Raw genomic sequence first — 19,318 nt, 5'->3', positions numbered from 1 at the left:
ATATAGTTAGAAAAGCTAATTATGACATTTCCTTGATTTTTTCATCTAGCCCTCTAATGACAAGTTCTTGCTCAATTAAGTCGATAAAGTCATCATTCAACTCTAGTTTGACAGCTCGTAAGTAAGATTCAATTAATAAATGATCTGATAATTGTTCCATTGTGAATGCCCTAAAAGGCTTGCACCTCCCATAAATCTCTACATGAATCTCTATTCCACGTGATTTATCCTATCACTAAAAAGAAGAATACACAATTCGGATAACTTGTGTGTAACTTGTGCATAAGTTGTGAGCAATCAACTTAAAGAGGTTCGAAAATATTGAAGGATGAAGGTTTATCTTGTTGATTTATTTATCCACAGAGAGAAAAATGTATGAATTTGTCGAACGATTCTTAACATTTTTTCAAATTATTTATTATTTTAAAAAATGGTATTACTTATTATTTCCGTTACAACTATGATGTAAACATGAAATACATAAAAAGTGACAGGCTAATAACTATACATTAGGCTTTGTTAAAGCTCAGTGTTGATTTTCTAATGATGAAGTACTGAGTTGTTGAATTGTGAGAAGCGAAGGTGGCGACTCCTGCGGGAAAAGCACGAGTCTCGAGACCCCGCAGGCCATTTTTTAGGCCGAGGAGGCTCGAGCCGTGCCCGCGGAAAGCGTCCACCGATAGCGGATCACAATATCAACAACGGGCTTTAACAAAGCTATCCATTAAAAACGCTTTTCAATTGTGATAGGTTCCTTTATGATGAATACTAGCGAATCTAGGTGAGGTGTAAGTATGCTTTCAGAATTTTTGCCAAGTGATCAAGTTAAAGACGTATTTGAGATAACACCTGCTTATTTAAAAGAGCGAGGAATAAAAGGGGTTATTACTGATTTAGACAATACGTTGGTTGCTTGGGATCAGCCTGAAGCCACTCCGGAAATTATCGAGTGGTTCGAGTCATTAAAAGAGGCCGGTCTCCAAGTAACGATCATTTCTAATAACAATGAAGATCGAGTAGGAATGTTTTCAACCCCATTGAATATTCCCTTTATCCATAATGCTAAAAAACCTACACAAAAAGCTTTCAGACAGGCAAGAAAAACGATGAATCTTCCAAAAGAAGAAATTGTGGTTATCGGCGATCAATTATTGACAGATGTTCTTGGGGGGAATCGTGCGGGTCTTTACACAATACTTGTTATACCCGTTGTTGAATCTGATGGATTCTTTACAAAATTTAATCGAATGATTGAAAGAAGAATCATGAATTATTTTAAACGAAAAGGTAAGTTGAATTGGGAGGATTAATATGAATGAGCAACTGTACTGTCAAGGTTGTGGGGCACCCATTCAGACAGAAAATAAGCAAGAACCTGGTTATGTACCAGAATCTGCGTTAAATCAAGAACAATTGATTTGCCAGCGTTGCTTTCGGTTAAAAAATTATAATGAAGTTCAAGATGTGAATATGCATGCAGATGACTTTCTCCAAATGCTTCATGATATTAGTGACCAAGATGCAGTGGTCGTTAACATTGTTGATTTATTCGATGTTCACGGAAGCTTCATTCCGGGTTTAAAGCGCTTTGTTGGGAACAATCCCATCGTTTTAGTCGGTAATAAAGTCGATTTGCTACCAAAGTCTACAAATCTGAACAAAGTTAAGCTCTGGTTGCGCAATGTCGCTAAGGAGTATGGGTTAATTGTCGAGGATGTCTTTTTAGTCAGTTCTGTCAAAGGAACAGGCATTGAAGAAGCGTCGATACAACTCGATCAACTGCGTAAAGGTAAAGATGTCTATGTTGTCGGTTGTACAAACGTCGGTAAATCGACTTTCATCAATCATCTAATTCATCAATCGGTCGGTGAAAAAGATGTTATTACGACATCCTATTTTCCTGGAACAACACTTGGGTTCATTGAAATCCCATTAGATGAACAATCAAGTTTGATTGACACTCCAGGAATTATTAATGAACACCAAATGGCCCATCTAATGTCTGCGAAAGATTTGAAGATCATCACTCCAAAAAAGGAAGTGAAACCGAGAGTCTTTCAATTGAATGATGGACAAACATTATTCGTCGGGGGAATGGTTCGATTGGACATTTCTGAAGCGGATGATAAATACGGCTATATTTGTTACTTCTCAAACCGATTGTCCATTCACCGAACGAAGACAGAGAAAGCGGAAGAATTATATGAAAATCACCTAGGTGAAATGCTATCTCCACCGAGTGAAGAAACATTAGAGAATTGGCCAGCTTTAAAACGAAAAACCTTCCATATTCACGAAAAGAAAATGGATGTTGTTGTTTCTGGTCTTGGATGGATTACTATTCCGGCAGGCAAAATCACAATAGACGCGTATGCACCCGAAGGCGTAAATGTTATAATACGTGAAGCAATCATTTAAAAGGAATGATTATATGTATCGTCTAGGGTTGATAGGAAATCCAATAAAACATTCAAAATCACCCGAACTTCATAAACAGTTTCTGAAAGAGTTTAATGTGAGAGGCGCATACGAATTGTATGAGTTATTAGAAATAGAATTGGGTACTTTTACAGAGTGGGTGAAGCGAGAGGGATTGTTAGGGTTCAATGTAACCGTACCTTATAAAGAAGCCATTATTCCACATTTAGATCGATTAGATTTTTTTGCAAAAGAAATGAACGCCGTGAATACCGTGAAATTGATGAATGGCGAGCTTGTTGGTTACAATACAGATGGAATAGGCTATATGGAAGCGTTAAGGCAATTTAAACCCGATTTTTTTGACCATACAAATAAAGAGATTTTGATCATCGGGGCAGGAGGAGCAGCTAAAGGGATCGCTCTTGCTCTGAATGGTTTAGAAAATACTACCATTAATATAGCGAACCGAACGGAAGAAAGAGCGCTTGAACTTGCTAAGAAACTAAAAAAAAGTCACGTATATAGTTTGGAAGAGGCTGAACGGTATCTAGAAACGTTTGATTTGATTATTCAAACGACAACCGTTGGAATGCAACCGAATATAGATGAACAAGTCATCCGATTGAATCGTGTCAAACCAACAGCTATTGTCAGCGATATCGTCTACCAGCCGAAATGGACGAAGTTTCTTAAGCAAGCAAATGCGCAAGGTGTCTACGTATTGTTTGGGATAGATATGTTGATTTACCAAGCGGCTAAATCCTTTGAGATTTGGACAGGACATCGCCCGAACGAAAAACTGCTGGAATCGCTGAAGGAGTGATTGAATGTTAACAGGAAAACAAAAACGTTTTTTACGTAAAGAAGCACATCATTTATCGCCAATTTTCCAAGTCGGCAAGCAAGGTGTCAATGAAAATATGATTGCACAATTAAATGATGTACTTGAAAAAAGAGAATTGATTAAGGTTAATATTTTGCAAAACGTTTTGGAGGACAAAGAAGAGATTGCCCAACAAATCGTCCAAGGAACGGGTGCTGAATTAGTACAACTGATTGGAAATATCATCGTTTTATACAAGCCTTCTGAAGAAAATAAACAGATTCAATTACCATAATGTGAAGGCTCAACTAATATTTTATGTCGGTGTAAAAGGTGATTTTATGAAAGTAGGATTGTTTGGTGGCACATTTGATCCGCCACATTTGGGACATTATGAGATCGGAAAAGCAGTAAGAGAAAAACTGGAATTGGATGAAGTTTGGTTTATTCCGACGTACGAACCGCCTCATAAAGACAATGCAACAGCATCACCGAATGACCGATTACGTATGCTAGAACGATTGATTGCTGGTGAGGAAGGTCTTTATATTTCGACGATTGAGTTTAATCGAGAAGGCCGTTCTTACACGATTGATACGGTGAAAGCACTACAAAAACGTCACCCAGAAGTACAGTTTTATTTTATTATCGGCGGCGATCAAATTGCATATTTACCTAATTGGTATAAAATCGAAGAATTGAAACGTTTAGTTCAATTCGTTGGAGTAAGGAGAAAAGGTTATTCATATGACATACCAGAGCAAATTCAAATGGTTGAAATTCCTGATTTACCTTACTCATCGACGAGTATCCGAGAAGGATTGAAAAATAATGAACCAATTGAAGGCTTGGACGAAAAAGTAGAACGGTATATAAGGGAGAATCATCTTTATGAACGTTGAATCGGCGTTAGCGGAATCAAAAAAAGTATTAAGCAACAAACGTCAAGCACACGTAGAGCGAGTAACTGAAGAAGCACTGCGCTTAGCGAAGCTATATAATGCTAATGAAGAACATGTCGGCATTGCTGCTGCACTGCATGATTACGCGAAAGAATTTGATCAAACACATCTCAGTGAAATTATTGAGTCATCTGACCATCTACCTAAAGATTTATTGATGTTTAATGAAGAACTGTTACATGGTCCAGCCGGCGCTGAACTCATCCGACGTCAATTTAATATAACAGAAAAAAATATCCTTCATGCAATTTGTTATCATACAACAGGGCGTGCTGGAATGTCACTTGAAGAGAAAATTGTTTTCTTAGCAGACTATATTGAACCAGGAAGAGACTTTCCAGCCGTCTACAAAGCAAGAGAATTAGCTACTCAAGACTTGAATGAGGCTTGTCGGTATACTCTTCAGGAAACGATTCGTTTTCTAATGAGTAAACAACAATTGATTTACCCCGATACATTTCATGCATATAATGAATTAACTAAAAATTAGGAGGGTTTTATTTGGACAGTAAACAACTACTTGAAATCGCGGCAAAGGCATGTGACGATAAAAGCGGTCAAGAGATTGTCGCACTCGATATGAAGGAAGTATCTTTAATTGCTGATTACTTTTTAATTTGTTCTGGAAACACTGAACGTCAAGTGGATGCAATTAGCAAGTCCATTAAAGATGCAGTAGAAGAACAAGGTAAAGAAGTGAAAAGAATAGAAGGTAAAGACCAAGCAAGGTGGGTGCTTGTTGATCTAGAAGATGTCGTTGTCCATATTTTCCATAAAGAAGAAAGAGCCTATTATAACTTGGAAAAATTGTGGGGCGATGCATCAAAAGTTGACTTGCCTATTTAAGAAAGGGCGCAATCTTCATGTACAATCAAATGGCAAAAATTTATGATTACTTCATGGCAGAGGTACCGTATCACCAATGGGTTGATTTTTATGAAACATTCACGATAAATCACTCTAATCCATCGGTGTTAGATCTCGGTTGTGGAACTGGCGAGATGTCATTTCGCTTGGAGTCAACCGCAGGAAAAGTCGTTGGTATCGATTTATCTGAAGAAATGATTGAACAAGCAAATAATAAAAAACCAGAAACGAGTTCCGTTATGTTTGAGCAAGCAAATTTAGTTCAATTATCACTCGATGAACAATTTGATGTCATTGTTAGCTTTTTAGATGTTTTAAACTATATAACTGATCAAAATCAAGTGAAGGAATCCTTTCAACGAATTAAAAATCACTTGAAGCCAGGCGGGACGTTTCTTTTTGATGTTCATAGTCTTAAACATATGAACCAATTGATTGCAGATGAAATCTATTCGTATATAACTGATGAACTGAGTTATGTTTGGTTTTGCCTACCAGGTCAAGAAAAAGGGGAGGTCCATTACGACCTCACGTTTTTCGTAGCAGAAAATGACGGGCGGTATAAACGATTTGATGAAGAACACACACAACGCACTTTTTTAGTTCATCAATATAAACAATGGCTTGAGCAAGTAGGCTTTTCGAATGTTCGCGTCTATGCCGACTTCAACTTTTTCGAGGAAAGTGAAGAAGGAGATCGCTTGTTCTTTGTTTGTGAAGCTCAGTGAAAAAAGCAACATTCATTTGTTGCTTTTTTCTATGTCTTGGCTACAATAGAATTATCCACTAAAATTCATTTTCGCCTCGAGAATCAATGCCTCCACCATTTCTTTTTCCGCAGAGAATTTTTGATGTGTATTTTTAAATACTTGATTGAAACTGTTGTGTATCTCTTTTTCCAACGCTTCCATGCCCACTCCCGTAATCCCACCTTTCACCATTACTTTTTCACGTAACGTTTCAAGAGAAAAATGTTTTTCCTCTAGTAAACGACCAAATCCAATTACCATTGTTTCTACAAAGTTTACTGCTTCTTCTCTTTTGAGTGATGTTTCTTGTTCAACGGACTGAATCATATCTTCTAATACATAACTTAAAAAAGCCGGACCACAGGAGACGATATCAGAAGCGGCACGGACGTTGTCATCTTTGACTTCGAAAGGCTCTGAGAATAGTTTACACGTTTGCTTAATCATTTGTTGATCCATCATATTCGTTCGTTTCCCAAATGTAAGTAATGTAGCTCCAGTTAACGATTGGTTTGTAATACTTGGAATCATTCGTGCTGTTTTACAAGGAAGAATTTGATCTAGATGATCAGTTGAGATTGAACTCGTAATTGATATAACCAACTGTTCTTTTTTAATGTGAGGCTGAAGTTTTTTTGAAATCTCTAGGATTTCTTTCGGTTTAGCACATAGCAATAGCACATCACATTTATTGGCCATGTTCGTTAAGCTTCGTTCGACATGGACATTTGGATATTGATTTAACAACTCATATGCCTTCATCAATGTACGATTATAAAGGTAAAGGTTCTCTTCCTCCACAGCATGACTAGTAGTAAATGAATGCAAGAGAACTTTCCCCATATTGCCTGTTCCGATAATTCCCCAATTCATTTCATAACCTCCTTAAAGGTATCCCTAAATTAATATATGAAAGAAGGTCTTGAACATGATTATTCAAAAAAAATGGTTGATTTATGCACTCATCTTTTTACTTTTATTCATTGCGTTACTCTTTTTCCAGCAAAACCGAGAAACGGCTTCAGTGATCGTTGAGGAACCTGTTGAGGTAGTCCAGGAGAACTTAGAGTCGATGGATAAAACTATCGAATCCGCAATACTATGGGTGGATATTAAAGGGATGGTACAAAAGCCAGGTGTGTACCAATTAACAGAAGGCGACCGTGTCAAGGATGCGATCCAAATAGCAGGTGGTTTTGTAGAGGACGCCGATGAGCTGATGGTCAATATGGCTGCCTTAGTTCACGATGAAATGGTTATTTATGTACCTATGAAAGGAGAGGAAGGTGAAGGTACTTATTCTTCTCAACGTGTAATGGCTGAGGAAGGAAAAGTAAGGATTAATACTGCTGAATTAAATGAAATCATGACATTACCGGGTATCGGTGAACAGAAAGCGAAGAGTATTATTGAATACCGTGAAACAAATGGTAAATTTCAATCTGTTGAAGATTTATTGCAAATATCAGGAATAGGAGAAAAAACGCTCGAACGATTTAGAGATATGGTCATTGTCCCATAGTGTTGACGTGATATACTAAAGAGAAATAAATTATTTGGAGTGCTTAGGAGGAACGTAACCAATGGAGCGAATTTCTTGGGATCAATATTTTATGTCGCAAAGTCATTTATTGGCTTTACGAAGTACGTGTGAGCGATTATCGGTTGGTGCGACTATCGTGCGTGAAAAACGAGTCATCGCAGGTGGATACAATGGGAGCGTATCTGGTGGCGATCACTGTATTGAAGTTGGATGTAAGGTTGTTGACGGGCATTGTGTGCGAACAATTCATGCTGAAATCAATGCGATTTTACAATGTGCCAAATTCGGTGTGCCGACAGAAGGAGCTGAAATATACGTCACCCACTTTCCATGTTTAAATTGTTGCAAGACAATCATTCAAAGTGGAATTAGTAAAATTTATTATGCAGAAGATTATCGGAACCATCCATATGCGATTGAATTACTAGAAGCTGCGGGTGTTGAATATGAAAAGGTCGAATTGGATTATTTACATATTGACACTGGTACAAAAGAAAAAATTACTTTAATGACAAAGCTCATTCAAGAGTTGGAAGCGCAGGGAGTCGAAGAGGAAAAATTACGTCATTACCGAGAACAAATCAATGACCTATTTATGCACGTCGAATAAATTGAGGTCGAAGTGAAAGGTAATTTCTATTTAACCGCAATCATCTTTACTTTGGGATACTTGCCAATCGAAGTGAGCCTTTGTTTGGTAGGAGTACTGCTATTGTCACTCCTACGCTTTTGGTTCAACCATAAATGGTTTTTAGGAGTATCCCTACTTCTTTTTATCCTCTCTTTATACCTCTCGCCTACAGGAACCCCATTGTCTGAAAGTATTATTCCAGATCAATACACAGGATCAATCATTATTAAAAGTCATCCTGTTACGAAAGAATTCTATACAGAGTTTGAAGTTGAGTTAGCTGATCAACATAACGTTCTTGTTCGACAACCCACACATAAGCGAACAGATATTAAACTCGGTGCTGTGTGCAAAGCAGAGTTATCGATCGAACAGGATAAAAAAGCAACGAACCCGGGTCAGTTTGATTATGCTTTATTTTTACGCAATCAAGGCATTAGTGGGACTGTATATGATGCAACAATTGATGAGTGTGTCGGTTCATCGTTTGTTTCACCACTTTATGAATATCGAGACCGTCTGCTCGGCAGAATTGATGGCATTTTTTCATCGAATACCGCCGCATGGATGAAAGCTCTACTGTTTGGCGAACGATCTAGCTTAGATGATCAGCTCATCGAAAGCTTTCAATTTTGGAATCTGTCACATTTACTTGCGATCAGTGGATTACATGTTGGTTTACTATTGAGCTTGTTGTATGCTGTGTTGTATTTTGGATTCCGCATTTCGAAAGAATCCGTTATGAATGTAATGCTTGTTACAATCCCAGTTTATATCTTACTTGCTGGAGCTCAACCTTCTGTCATTCGTGCAGGCATGATGGCCGTATTGGTCATTTTGATTACGAAGTTGAAATTAGCTCTAAAATTACTGGATGTTTTATCGATTGTTTATATTGCTTCGTTGATATTCGACCCCTATCTGTTTTATCAGCTCTCTTTTCAGTTCTCCTTCCTCGTGACCAGTAGTTTAATTTTATCGAAGCGGTTGATTACAACAGACGGTTGGTTGTGGATTTCGATAAAAATTAGTCTCATTAGCCAACTCGCACTATTGCCACTTCAGTTTTATCACTTTTACTACACAAATGTTTTATCCTTTCTCCTCAACTTATTGTTTGTCCCATATTTTACGCTGTTTATGCTACCACTATTGATTACTCTTTTGTTGTTACACTATTTATCGCCTTCACTTGCTCTTTTAATGGAAAAGGTTTTCATATGGATCAACCAGCCAATGATGGACGCATTCGTTGGACTTGAACAATTTTCTTTTGCTCAATGGATTGTTGGCAAACCCTCGATTGTAATAATTTTTATTTATTATGTACTATTTCTTAGTGTGATGAATTTATGGAATGATGGTAATAAAAAGTTAGCTGCAGCATTTTCGGTTATGTTAATTACGTGTTGGTGGGTGCAGCAAGCATTGCCATATTTGGATAGTACGTATCGGATTACTATGCTTGATGTCGGTCAAGGTGATTCATTCGTCATTGAATTGCCATACAGGTCAGCTGTTTTAATGGTGGATGCAGGAGAAGAGGTAGCTTATTCTCATTTGGATCGGCCAAATAGAAATATGAAGAATGTTATTCAACCTTTTTTATGGTCAAAAGGAATTTCTGAGCTCGATGCTTTGTTTATTAGCCATTTTGACTACGATCACGTTGCAGGCGGAAGAGAAATCATGGACACATTTAAAACGAAAGGATTGTATATTGCAGCAAGAAAGGATATCGAACCAGTTAAACGCTATTTTGGCGATCGTTATGAACCCATTCTTTTAAGGAAAGGTCATCACCTACAATTCGGAGGCGGAAGCATTGAAGTAATTGCGCCTGAAACAGACCAATTATCTGGTAGTGAAAATAATCATTCGTTAGTGTTTATTTTAGAAGTAGATGGGCATCGGGCGTTGTTTACCGGTGATGTAGAAAAACCAGGGGAGAAACAAATTCTTCAAGCAAACTTACCACCAATTGATTTATTGAAGGTTGCCCATCATGGAAGTAAAACTTCTACGGGTGAGGCTTTCATAACAGAAGTAGAGGGGGAGGTGAAAGATGCTTTTATATCTGTCGGAGAAGAAAATGCCTTTAACCATCCATCGGAGGAGGTGATTCAACGATTGGAGGAGCGGAATATCCGAATTTGGCGGACAGATATCCATGGGGCTGTTGAAATGAATTATAAAAATGGACAAAGCACATTTTACCTATTTACTCCATAGAATAGAAAAAAGAGGCTGAATGAATCAGCCTCTTTGAACCAATTATTTTAATTACGAACCAATCACCTGAAAGACTGTTCCAATGAAGAAAATAATGAAAAAGAATAAGAAAGAAAAACCAAAGCCTTTAATTGAATCAACGACATCATTGTTTTTTGATTGTACTTCTTGTTCGAATTCGTTCACGTTCATCCCTCCCGTTTCATATACAGTATACTGGTAGACTGAAGTTATCGTCTAGTCCTTTTAATAAAATCCATAAAATTTTAACAAATGATTGCTAAGAGTTGTCAGCTATATTCCTGCCAACAATACACACAATAAGTATAACACCAAACGCCGCCAAAGACAAAAACGGCCCGGGATTTTGTCTTTTTGGCGTTTATATAGATTCGAGGGTGTCTGTATATGGCACCCTCCATATTTTTTGCATTGTCAATAAGGACAATCCGTTATACGATTAAAAAGGAGGAGATGAAATTACATGCATGCAAAGGAATTTTTGAACGTAAAAGAGAATAATTTTAAACATAATGTTTTTTTATTATATGGAGAAGAAACTTTTTATATTCAAAAGGTTCGGGAGAAGATTGTTCAATCGCTGAATAATATTGATGAAAATGCTGATTTTCAGCTTTATGATATGGAAACAACTCCGATTCAAGAAGCTATTCATGACGCAGAGACATTTCCTTTTTTCAGTGATCATAAAATCGTCATCATTAACCGAGCACATTTTTTGACTGGCCAAGTACATAGAGGGGATGTTGACCACCAGATTGACGTACTGACTGAGTTTATCCAGCATCCCGTCGATTTTACGACAGTGATCATCATTGCACCTTATCCTAAACTGGATCAACGAAAAAAAATCACTAAAATCGTTAAAGAAAATAGTATGGTCATTGACTGTACACCACCGAATTTATATGACATGAAAAGTACGATTCAACCAATGGCAGCCTCCCGTGGTCTACAGTTATCCAACGAAGTAATTGATTTACTGATTGAAAGAGTCGGTGAGCATATCGAAGCTTTAGATCATGAGTTAGAGAAAATCGCTTTATATGCGACGAATGGAGACATTAGTTATGAACAAGCAAAGTCGCTTGTTTCCACTCATGCCGAAACAAGTACGTTTACGTTAATTGATGCATTGACAGATAACAACTTAGGTCATTCACTCTCGGCATTAAAAGAATTTCGTAAACGAAATGAGGAGCCGATTGCATTGTTGGCACTCGTCGCATCTCAAATTCGTTTGATTTTACAATGCAAATTATTAAAAAAATCGAATTATCAACAGCAACAAATGGCAAAACAGCTGAAAGTCCATCCATACGCTGTCAAGATGGCACTCAAAAGAGAAAGAAGATTTACAGAAGAGCAATTGAAACAAATGATCATTGAAGCGGCGAAGTGTGATGAACAGATGAAAACGGGCGAAAAGGATAAGTGGTTAGCATTAGAGATGTTTATAGAAAGAGCCGGAAGACTGATTGGTGAGCCAGCTTAGAGGGAAATCGATAGAACAAAAATAAAAAATCGCACATAAAAAGAGCTGATGTCCAAGCACTCGAGTAATGCTTGAAGACCAGCTCTTTTTTTGATGGAAAAGCAATCACTTTAGCGTGAAATTCACCATCGTTTTTTCACTTATGAAGTTATTTCATTCACTTTTTTCATAAGTGTACGCTTTTTACGGCTCGCGTTGTTTTTATGAATAATTCCTCTTTGTTGCGCTTTGTCGATTTTCTTTACCGCTGTTACTAAAGATTCTTTTGCTTCATCAGCATTGTTGTTACGTACATGATTTTCTACCTCACGCATAGAGCTACGCATATCAGATTTGATTGTCTGGTTACCTGTACGTTTTTCATTATTAACTCGGATTCTTTTAGTTGAGCTTTTAGTGTTCGCCATGTTCATTCACCTCCTGATGAATTGTCCAAGCAATATCTTGGACAAAAAATATTGTAACAAAGGTTTGCGGAAATTTCAATAAATTACTTCTAAGATGAAAACGCTTGCGATTAAAATAGGAAGTTTAGAACAGACTAAGAAACAGAGATCGGAGGGTTTTATATGGAAAATGAATACAGATTACGTACAGATTTAGCGGTTGAAGCAAAAGAGATGTTTGTTGAGAAAAATCCAGAAAAAGAACACGAGCTTGATGGAATCATTATTCGAGAATTTCAAGCAGACGATGTCAAATTAACACGTGTTGAAATTGATGAAGAAGGCAGTAAACGTGTAGGCAAAAGTCCGGGAGAATATGTCACGTTGGAATCTCAAAAGTTGCGGGAATTAAAATCCGACTTTATGAACCAAATAAGCACGATGATGGCTAAAGAGCTAAGCCGATTGATTCAAAAGCATGAAATCCCAAATGATGCACGTTGTTTAATTGTCGGTCTCGGAAATGAATATATAACACCAGACGCTTTAGGACCAAGAACGGTCAATAAAACATACGTGAATGCCCATCTGTTCAAGCTACATCCCGATTCGGTTGAAAAAGGTGTCCGTCCGATAGCAGCTTTTACCCCAGGTGTAATGGGAATGACCGGAATTGAGACGAGTGATATGATTTTCGGTGTTACAAAACAGTCTAAGCCTGATTTCATTATTGTTATTGACGCCCTTGCTGCAAGGAGTATCAACCGCGTGAATGCTACAATCCAAATGTCTGATACAGGAATACATCCGGGCTCCGGGGTAGGTAATAATCGAAAAGAAGTTAGTGAAGCTACTTTGAATGTTCCTGTATTTTCAATAGGTGTACCGACAGTAGTTGATGCTGTCACAATTACGAGTGACACGATTGATTATATGCTCAAGCATTTTGGTCGGGAAATCTCTGAGCAAGGTCGAGCAAGCAAAGCGTTGACACCTGCGGGAATGTCATTCGGTAAGCGAAAGCTTTTAAAACCAGAAGACTTACCAGATGAGGAAACAAGAAAGAAATTCATGGGAGTGATCGGCGCTTTAGGCGAGGAGGAGAAACGCCAACTGATTCAAGAAGTACTCCATCCAATCGGTCATAATTTAATGGTTACCCCAAAAGAAGTCGACGAAGTAATTGAGGAATTGAGTATGGTTATCGCCAATGGACTGAATCAAGGACTTCATGCATCCATCGATGAACAGAATGCTAACGATTATTTATAAAGTAAAGCCATACAATTCTTGAACCCCTGTAATGGACGTTTTGAAATAGGTCCTAACAGGGGTTTTTATTTTTCGTTGATTCGACGTTCTATCATCTGAATCTCTCGAATAGAGTTTTAATAGAACTTTACTAGAGAGGTTGAAATAAAACATGAATCCAATATTCTTCAACTCCAAAAACATTAAAAAGAAAATGAAAAATCCATTTGTCTTATTTATTGTCTTGTTTATTGTCTTATGGCTATTAATTCCAGCATTTACGATCAGACCAATTCCAAACGGACAAGATTCATTTATGGATGAATGGTTAGCTGACATTGATGCTGTTTCACTCAGTCATTTATTAACGATTGACCAACCGATTATGGATGGCATTGTTTCATCGGAAGAGCAACTGTCATTATCATCCGTATTATTGCCAATGGTAACTAGTTTGCCGTATCAAGACATTCGCTTGTTGTTTGGACATGAGCTACCGAACTTTTCTATTAACAACAGTACGATTGCGATTCGCGGAAGTGGAACGAACCACTTTACGACGTCGATTGAGTCAGCTCCACCAGATGAATTGTTTGAAGATGAAGAGATTGTTGAGGACAGTAAACCAGATCAAACATATACCGGTGAGTCAGTTTTCCTTTATACCTCCCATAATAGAGAGTCTTTTTTACCTGAACTATCAGAAGGTCGAGTTCCAGATGAAGCCTTCCATCAGACGGAGAACGTTATGAAGCTTTCCAAAAAAATGAGTGAACACTTAAAGAATCAGCAAATTGAATCGTTTGTGGATGAAACGGATATTTGGAATGAACTGAAAAAAGAAGGAATGGTTTATCACCAGTCATATGATTATGCACGAAGAGTGGTTCAACAAGCGCAAGCAAACAATGAAGATTTAAGTTTTATGATCGATATCCATCGTGATGCGCAGCCAAGGAATATAACAACGACAGAAATTAACGGTCAAAAGGCCGCGAAGATAATGTTTGTCATCGGTGGCGAACATGAGAATTATGAGAAAAACTTAGCATTCGCAGCAGAGCTTCACGAACGGATTGAAGAAAAATATCCAACGTTAAGTCGGGGTGTGGAAGTGAAAAGAGGATCTGGGGTTAACGGAGTCTATAACCAAGATTTAGCAGAGAACTCGATTGTTCTTGAGGTTGGTGGGTATGAAAATACATTTGAAGAACTTTATTTAACCATTAAGTACTTCAGTGAAATTTTTGCAGATTATTATTTCAATAAAACGGCGGAAGAGGTGTAATCATGTTAAGACTTTTAGGTATTCTCATTGTTTTGTTCTTTATCTTTCAGGTCGGTGTGTCTTTCGGAAAGCACGCCGAACCTACTACAACAGAAGTTATAGCGAATGAAACGGAACTGGACAAGAAAGAACAGGGTGTTGAATCGTTTGAAGTAAAACATACGAAGCAATTAAATGAGAAGCCTAAAGGAAGCGAGCTATTCATGATTGCTAGCTTTTTGGAAACAGGACTAAAAAGCTTGTTCTCATTCCTGTTCGAATTCCTTCATCGATTTTCTTTGCTATTCTGGTAACGAAAATCAATTGAATGTTGTCGATTGTATTGCTATAATCAAGCTAGCGTATTTTCGCGAATTACAGGAGTGATGCAGTTTGACAGAGAGAAAGAAAAGAAACGTACGAAATTTTTCAATTATTGCCCATATCGATCACGGTAAATCTACTCTAGCCGATCGCATATTAGAAAGAACGAATGCGTTGACCCAAAGAGAAATGAAAGAACAATTTCTTGATGCCATGGATTTGGAGAGAGAACGTGGAATAACCATCAAATTGAATGCCGTACAATTAGGATATACGGATCAAGATGGTGAAGATTATTTATTTCATTTGATCGATACGCCTGGACACGTCGACTTTACATATGAAGTATCACGTAGTCTGGCAGCTTGTGAAGGGGCGATCCTAGTCGTTGACGCAGCGCAAGGTATTGAAGCCCAAACACTTGCAAACGTTTATTTAGCTTTGGATAACGATTTGGAAATCATTCCAGTTATTAATAAAGTTGACTTACCAAGTGCAGACCCAGAACGTGTGAAACAAGAGATAGAAGATGTCATCGGGATACCCGCGGATGATGCTATCTTGGCTTCTGCAAAAGCAGGAAAAGGTATAGATGAAATTTTAGAACGTATTGTGACAGATATACCTGCTCCGGCTGGAGATGAAGAAGAGCCAACAAAAGCTTTGATTTTTGATTCTTTGTATGATTCTTACCGCGGTGTCATTGCTTATATTTGTATAAAAGAAGGCAGCCTAAAAAAAGGCGATAAAATCCAAATGATGCAGACTGGTAAAACATTCGAAGTAAACGGGCTAGGAGTTTTCACACCAAGTCCTGTCGAGAAAGAAGAGCTTACTGTTGGTGACGTTGGATTCTTAACAGCATCAATTAAAGACGTAGGAGATTCTCGGGTTGGGGATACGATTACATTAGCGAACAACCCAGCGTCCGAACCATTACCTGGTTACAAAAAAATGAATCCAATGGTTTTTTGTGGTTTGTATCCAGTAGATGCGGATAAATACAATGACTTACGCGAGGCGCTAGAACGCTTAGAGCTTAATGACTCGTCTTTACAATATGAAGCGGAAACTTCGCAAGCGCTCGGTTTTGGATTCCGTTGTGGATTTCTTGGACTTTTACACATGGAAATTATTCAAGAAAGAATTGAAAGAGAATTCAACATTGACTTGATTACGACAGCACCAAGTGTTATTTATGAAGTTCAATTAAATGATGGTGAAATTATCCATGTTGATAATCCATCTATGCTACCAGATCCACAGGAAGTATCAGAAATTAAAGAGCCTTATGTTGAAGCGACCATTATGGTTCCAAATGATTTTGTCGGTGCGGTAATGGAAATTTGTCAGAAAAAACGTGGTCAATTCAAGGATATGCAATATTTAGATGAAAACCGTGTAAATATTACGTACGAAATTCCTTTGTCAGAAATCGTCTATGATTTCTTTGACCAATTAAAGTCACAAACGAAGGGATACGCTTCATTTGATTATGACTTTAAGGGCTATCAAGTTTCGAATTTGGTTAAAATGGACATTTTATTAAACGGTGAATCTGTCGATGCTCTATCTTTCATTGTTCATAGGGACTTTGCATTTCATCGAGGAAAGCATATTGCTGAAAAGTTGAAAAAGATTATTCCAAGGCAACAATTTGAAGTACCGGTTCAAGCAGCAATCGGAAATAAAATTATTGCTCGGACAACAATTAAAGCCATGCGTAAAAACGTTTTATCGAAATGTTACGGTGGAGATATATCGAGAAAGAGAAAATTATTGGAGAAGCAAAAAGAAGGTAAGAAACGAATGAAAATGGTTGGAAAAGTCGAAATCCCACAAGAGGCATTTATGTCCGTACTTGAAATGGATGACGACGACTAGGGCAGGCCAATTCGGTCGCCCTTTTCTTTGTTTATTGAACTGTTAAAATTCGATGTTGAGATTATCAATTTAAAATGAATATCAATGTTGAATTGTGAGAAGCGAAGGTGGCGACTCCTGCGGGTAAAAGCGTCCACCGGTAGCGGATGGAAAATCTGCAATAGATTTAACATACTGTCTCGAAGAAAGAAGGTTACCGATGACAAACGCAGCATATATTCATATTCCTTTTTGCCATGAAATTTGCCATTACTGTGATTTTGCAAAAATGTACTATAATCAATCATTGGCAGATGATTACTTGAAAGCTTTAGATAAGGAAATGGAGTTATATATAGGAAAACAACAAAAAACGGTACGTACAATTTATATCGGTGGAGGTACCCCGACGAGTTTAAATCCAAAGCAATTGACAACACTAATGAAATCGATATTAACCTATTTTAACGTTGATAAAGTTGAGGAGTTTACAATTGAGGCAAATCCAGGCGAGTTTACAGAAGAACATGTGAAAGTTATGAAAGAATTCGGTGTCAACCGCGTTTCGCTTGGAGTGCAAGTGTTGGATGATGAGTATCTGAAACAAATGAACAGGCTTCATACCGTTGAGGAAGTTAATCAGGCTGTTCATTTATTACAGCATCATGATTTGACGAATATTAGCATGGATTTTATTTATGCGCTTCCAGATCAAACGTTGGATCATTTTAAACAAACATTAACCCAGGCAATATCCTATGATTTGCCTCATTATTCATCTTACGCATTGCAAATTGAACCACGTACTGTATTCCACATGCGACATCAACAAGGAAAATTGAATAAACCACCAGAAGAAACAGAAGCAGATATGTTGATTACATTGATGGACATGATGGAAAACAACGGTTTAAATCATTATGAAATTAGTAATTATGCAAAGAAAGGCTTTGAAAGCCAACATAATTTGACCTATTGGAGCAATGCAACCTACTACGCATTTGGGTCTGGAGCACATGGCTATTTAAACGATGAACGATATGTCAATTACCGGCCGGTAAATCATTATATTAAAGCAATTAACGATGGAAAAAAGCCAATTTTGCATGTCGATGACATTACGAAAAGAGAAAAGATTGAAGAAGAAATGTTTCTCGGATTGCGAAGAAGAAGCGGCGTTTCTGATACGCTGTTTCAACTTAAGTATAGCATTTCCTTATTCGATATTTATCGTAAAGAGATAGAGCGATTAAGTCAAAAAGAGTGGATTTATTATGATAAAGATACCATTCGTATGACTCGACAAGGATTAATGTTCGGTAATGAAGTATTCTCCTCGTTCTTATTGGATGAAAATCAAATCACTCTTATTGACAGGTAAAATGGTTTTTGATAATTTAATAATAGCATTAGCACTCGAATGAAAAGAGTGCTAACAGAGGTGAGTTAAATGCTTACAGATCGCCAATTGTTAATATTGAAAGTCATCGTGGATGAGTTTGTTGATACTGCACAACCGATTGGCTCCAGAAATATAGCTAAAAAGGAGCAAGTAGGGTTTAGTCCAGCAACAATCCGCAATGAAATGGCTGATTTAGAGGAGTTGGGTTTCTTGCAAAAAACCCATTCATCTTCAGGAAGAATGCCATCGGAAAAGGGTTACCGTTTCTATGTAGACCATCTAATGGATCCGTTGAAATTGACGAAAGATGAAATCAAGCGGATTAATAAGTACTTTAGCCATAAGATGATTGAATTGGAACGAGTGATGGAAAACTCCGCTAACATTCTATCTGAATTGACGCAGTACATGACATTGGTTCTTGGTCCAGAAATTTTCGAAACCAAGTTAAAGCAAGTACAAATCGTTCCTCTAAATCAGCATTCAGCGATTGCAATCCTTGTGACGGATACGGGTCATGTTGAACACCGTTCCTTTGTTATTCCTCAAGGATTAGACCAATCTGACCTTGAAAAAACGGTCAATATTTTAAATGAAAAGCTTGTCGGAGTACCGTTAGTCTATTTGGATCGGATGATTAAAAAAGAAGTTAGAGGGTTAATCAAACAATATACGTCCGATTTTTCACAAGCCTATCATTTGTTAGAGGAAGCCTTATTGATCGACTTGCCGACTAATTTATATGTAAGCGGAAAAGGGAATATGCTGAATCAACCAGAGTTCAATGATATTGAAAAGATTAAAATTTTGTTTAGCATGATGGAAAGTGAAGAACAAATTGCGCCTCTTTTAAAATCGAAAGAAGAAGGAACCCATATTTTTATCGGACGCGAAAATAAAATTGAGGCATTAAATGACCTATCATTAATTACGTCTACCTATACAATTGGAGAAGACCAAGTGGGTACGATTGCTTTACTTGGGCCAACTCGAATGGATTATGCGAAAGCTGTTGCCATGCTTCAGTTATGGAGTAAGCAAATGAGCCAATCCTTAAAGTCGTGGTATGACGAAAATTAAT

General features: G+C 37.5%; 22 protein-coding genes. 18 read left to right on the top strand and 4 right to left on the bottom strand.

The genetic code is table 11. The features are described 5' to 3' along the window. Positions 1-19: 19 nt before the first annotated feature. Positions 20-160 carry a sporulation histidine kinase inhibitor Sda gene (sda, locus tag KC820_RS04250; protein ID WP_212368444.1) on the bottom strand — a complete coding sequence of 47 codons (141 nt, stop codon included), beginning with the start codon at positions 158-160 and terminating at the stop codon, positions 20-22. A gap of 634 nt (positions 161-794) precedes the next feature. Here sda and KC820_RS04245 point away from each other — a divergent pair. From KC820_RS04245 to KC820_RS04210, 8 genes are read left to right on the top strand one after another with little or no spacing between them, the layout of a single operon-like run. Beyond that, positions 795-1,310: a YqeG family HAD IIIA-type phosphatase gene (locus KC820_RS04245; RefSeq protein ID WP_212368442.1), complete on the top strand. Its 516-nt coding sequence runs from the start codon at positions 795-797 to the stop codon at positions 1,308-1,310. Between the two features lies 1 nt (position 1,311). Beyond that, positions 1,312-2,418: a ribosome biogenesis GTPase YqeH gene (gene yqeH / locus KC820_RS04240; protein WP_212368440.1), complete on the top strand. Its 1,107-nt coding sequence runs from the start codon at positions 1,312-1,314 to the stop codon at positions 2,416-2,418. Continuing rightward, entirely contained in the window at positions 2,402-3,244 is an 843-nt protein-coding gene (gene aroE, locus KC820_RS04235) for a shikimate dehydrogenase (protein ID WP_336511017.1), read from the top strand. The genes yqeH and aroE overlap by 17 nt, the downstream gene beginning before the upstream one ends. 4 nt (positions 3,245-3,248) lie before the next feature. Continuing rightward, the gene (yhbY, locus tag KC820_RS04230) at positions 3,249-3,539 is read left to right on the top strand and encodes a ribosome assembly RNA-binding protein YhbY (protein WP_212368437.1); all 291 of its coding nucleotides are present in this window, start codon (positions 3,249-3,251) and stop codon (positions 3,537-3,539) included. Between the two features lies 1 nt (position 3,540). Then, positions 3,541-4,146, top strand: coding sequence for a nicotinate-nucleotide adenylyltransferase (locus KC820_RS04225; RefSeq protein WP_336511016.1), 606 nt, complete (start codon positions 3,541-3,543; stop codon positions 4,144-4,146). After that, positions 4,136-4,696: a bis(5'-nucleosyl)-tetraphosphatase (symmetrical) YqeK gene (yqeK, locus tag KC820_RS04220; protein WP_212368434.1), complete on the top strand. Its 561-nt coding sequence runs from the start codon at positions 4,136-4,138 to the stop codon at positions 4,694-4,696. Before KC820_RS04225 ends, yqeK begins: the two co-directional genes overlap by 11 nt. 11 nt (positions 4,697-4,707) lie before the next feature. After that, a complete protein-coding gene (gene rsfS, locus KC820_RS04215; protein WP_144087530.1) occupies positions 4,708-5,052 on the top strand; it encodes a ribosome silencing factor in 345 nt (114 codons plus the stop codon). Positions 5,053-5,081: 29 nt separating this feature from the next. After that, positions 5,082-5,801 (top strand): class I SAM-dependent DNA methyltransferase, encoded by a 720-nt coding sequence (locus KC820_RS04210; RefSeq protein WP_212368431.1) that lies wholly within the window; start codon positions 5,082-5,084, stop codon positions 5,799-5,801. A 51-nt stretch (positions 5,802-5,852) separates the two neighbouring features. Here KC820_RS04210 and comER read toward each other — a convergent pair whose 3' ends face one another. Next, the gene (gene comER, locus KC820_RS04205) at positions 5,853-6,695 is read right to left on the bottom strand and encodes a late competence protein ComER (protein WP_212368429.1); all 843 of its coding nucleotides are present in this window, start codon (positions 6,693-6,695) and stop codon (positions 5,853-5,855) included. 55 nt (positions 6,696-6,750) lie between these two features. On the opposite strand from comER, the gene KC820_RS04200 reads away from it, so the two are divergent. From KC820_RS04200 to KC820_RS04190, 3 genes are all read left to right on the top strand, one after another. Continuing rightward, the gene (locus KC820_RS04200; RefSeq protein WP_212368426.1) at positions 6,751-7,344 is read left to right on the top strand and encodes a helix-hairpin-helix domain-containing protein; all 594 of its coding nucleotides are present in this window, start codon (positions 6,751-6,753) and stop codon (positions 7,342-7,344) included. Positions 7,345-7,405: 61 nt separating this feature from the next. Continuing rightward, positions 7,406-7,975, top strand: coding sequence for a ComE operon protein 2 (locus KC820_RS04195; RefSeq protein ID WP_212368423.1), 570 nt, complete (start codon positions 7,406-7,408; stop codon positions 7,973-7,975). A 12-nt stretch (positions 7,976-7,987) separates the two neighbouring features. After that, positions 7,988-10,228: a DNA internalization-related competence protein ComEC/Rec2 gene (locus KC820_RS04190; RefSeq protein ID WP_336511015.1), complete on the top strand. Its 2,241-nt coding sequence runs from the start codon at positions 7,988-7,990 to the stop codon at positions 10,226-10,228. A gap of 51 nt (positions 10,229-10,279) precedes the next feature. Here KC820_RS04190 and KC820_RS04185 read toward each other — a convergent pair whose 3' ends face one another. Continuing rightward, positions 10,280-10,414 carry a YqzM family protein gene (locus KC820_RS04185; RefSeq protein WP_144087524.1) on the bottom strand — a complete coding sequence of 45 codons (135 nt, stop codon included), beginning with the start codon at positions 10,412-10,414 and terminating at the stop codon, positions 10,280-10,282. Between the two features lie 298 nt (positions 10,415-10,712). On the opposite strand from KC820_RS04185, the gene holA reads away from it, so the two are divergent. Further along, positions 10,713-11,744, top strand: coding sequence for a DNA polymerase III subunit delta (gene holA / locus KC820_RS04180; RefSeq protein ID WP_212368418.1), 1,032 nt, complete (start codon positions 10,713-10,715; stop codon positions 11,742-11,744). Between the two features lie 140 nt (positions 11,745-11,884). Here the strand turns inward: holA and rpsT are convergent, their stop codons facing one another. Beyond that, positions 11,885-12,151, bottom strand: coding sequence for a 30S ribosomal protein S20 (gene rpsT, locus KC820_RS04175; protein ID WP_212368416.1), 267 nt, complete (start codon positions 12,149-12,151; stop codon positions 11,885-11,887). 162 nt (positions 12,152-12,313) lie between these two features. On the opposite strand from rpsT, the gene gpr reads away from it, so the two are divergent. The 6 genes from gpr to hrcA all read left to right on the top strand — a co-directional run bounded on the left by gpr (position 12,314) and on the right by hrcA (position 19,317). Continuing rightward, positions 12,314-13,402 carry a GPR endopeptidase gene (gene gpr, locus KC820_RS04170; RefSeq protein ID WP_212368413.1) on the top strand — a complete coding sequence of 363 codons (1,089 nt, stop codon included), beginning with the start codon at positions 12,314-12,316 and terminating at the stop codon, positions 13,400-13,402. 151 nt (positions 13,403-13,553) lie between these two features. After that, entirely contained in the window at positions 13,554-14,669 is a 1,116-nt protein-coding gene (gene spoIIP / locus KC820_RS04165) for a stage II sporulation protein P (protein WP_212368411.1), read from the top strand. 2 nt (positions 14,670-14,671) lie between these two features. Further along, positions 14,672-14,962, top strand: a complete 291-nt coding sequence (locus tag KC820_RS04160; protein WP_144160364.1) for a hypothetical protein — start codon at positions 14,672-14,674, stop codon at positions 14,960-14,962. A gap of 79 nt (positions 14,963-15,041) precedes the next feature. Further along, complete coding sequence (gene lepA / locus KC820_RS04155) at positions 15,042-16,856, top strand: translation elongation factor 4 (protein ID WP_212368409.1); 1,815 nt, start codon at positions 15,042-15,044, stop codon at positions 16,854-16,856. Positions 16,857-17,055: 199 nt separating this feature from the next. Further along, complete coding sequence (gene hemW / locus KC820_RS04150; protein WP_212368407.1) at positions 17,056-18,216, top strand: radical SAM family heme chaperone HemW; 1,161 nt, start codon at positions 17,056-17,058, stop codon at positions 18,214-18,216. A 69-nt stretch (positions 18,217-18,285) separates the two neighbouring features. Continuing rightward, complete coding sequence (gene hrcA, locus KC820_RS04145; RefSeq protein ID WP_212368404.1) at positions 18,286-19,317, top strand: heat-inducible transcriptional repressor HrcA; 1,032 nt, start codon at positions 18,286-18,288, stop codon at positions 19,315-19,317. The last annotated feature ends 1 nt before the right edge of the window (position 19,318 follow it).

Origin of the sequence: Allobacillus saliphilus (genome assembly GCF_018138385.1) — a bacterium.
Lineage (GTDB): Bacteria > Bacillota > Bacilli > Bacillales > Alkalibacillaceae > Allobacillus > Allobacillus saliphilus.
Note: the sequence above shows the minus strand (reverse complement) of the source record. Positions and strands in the feature narration are given on the sequence as shown.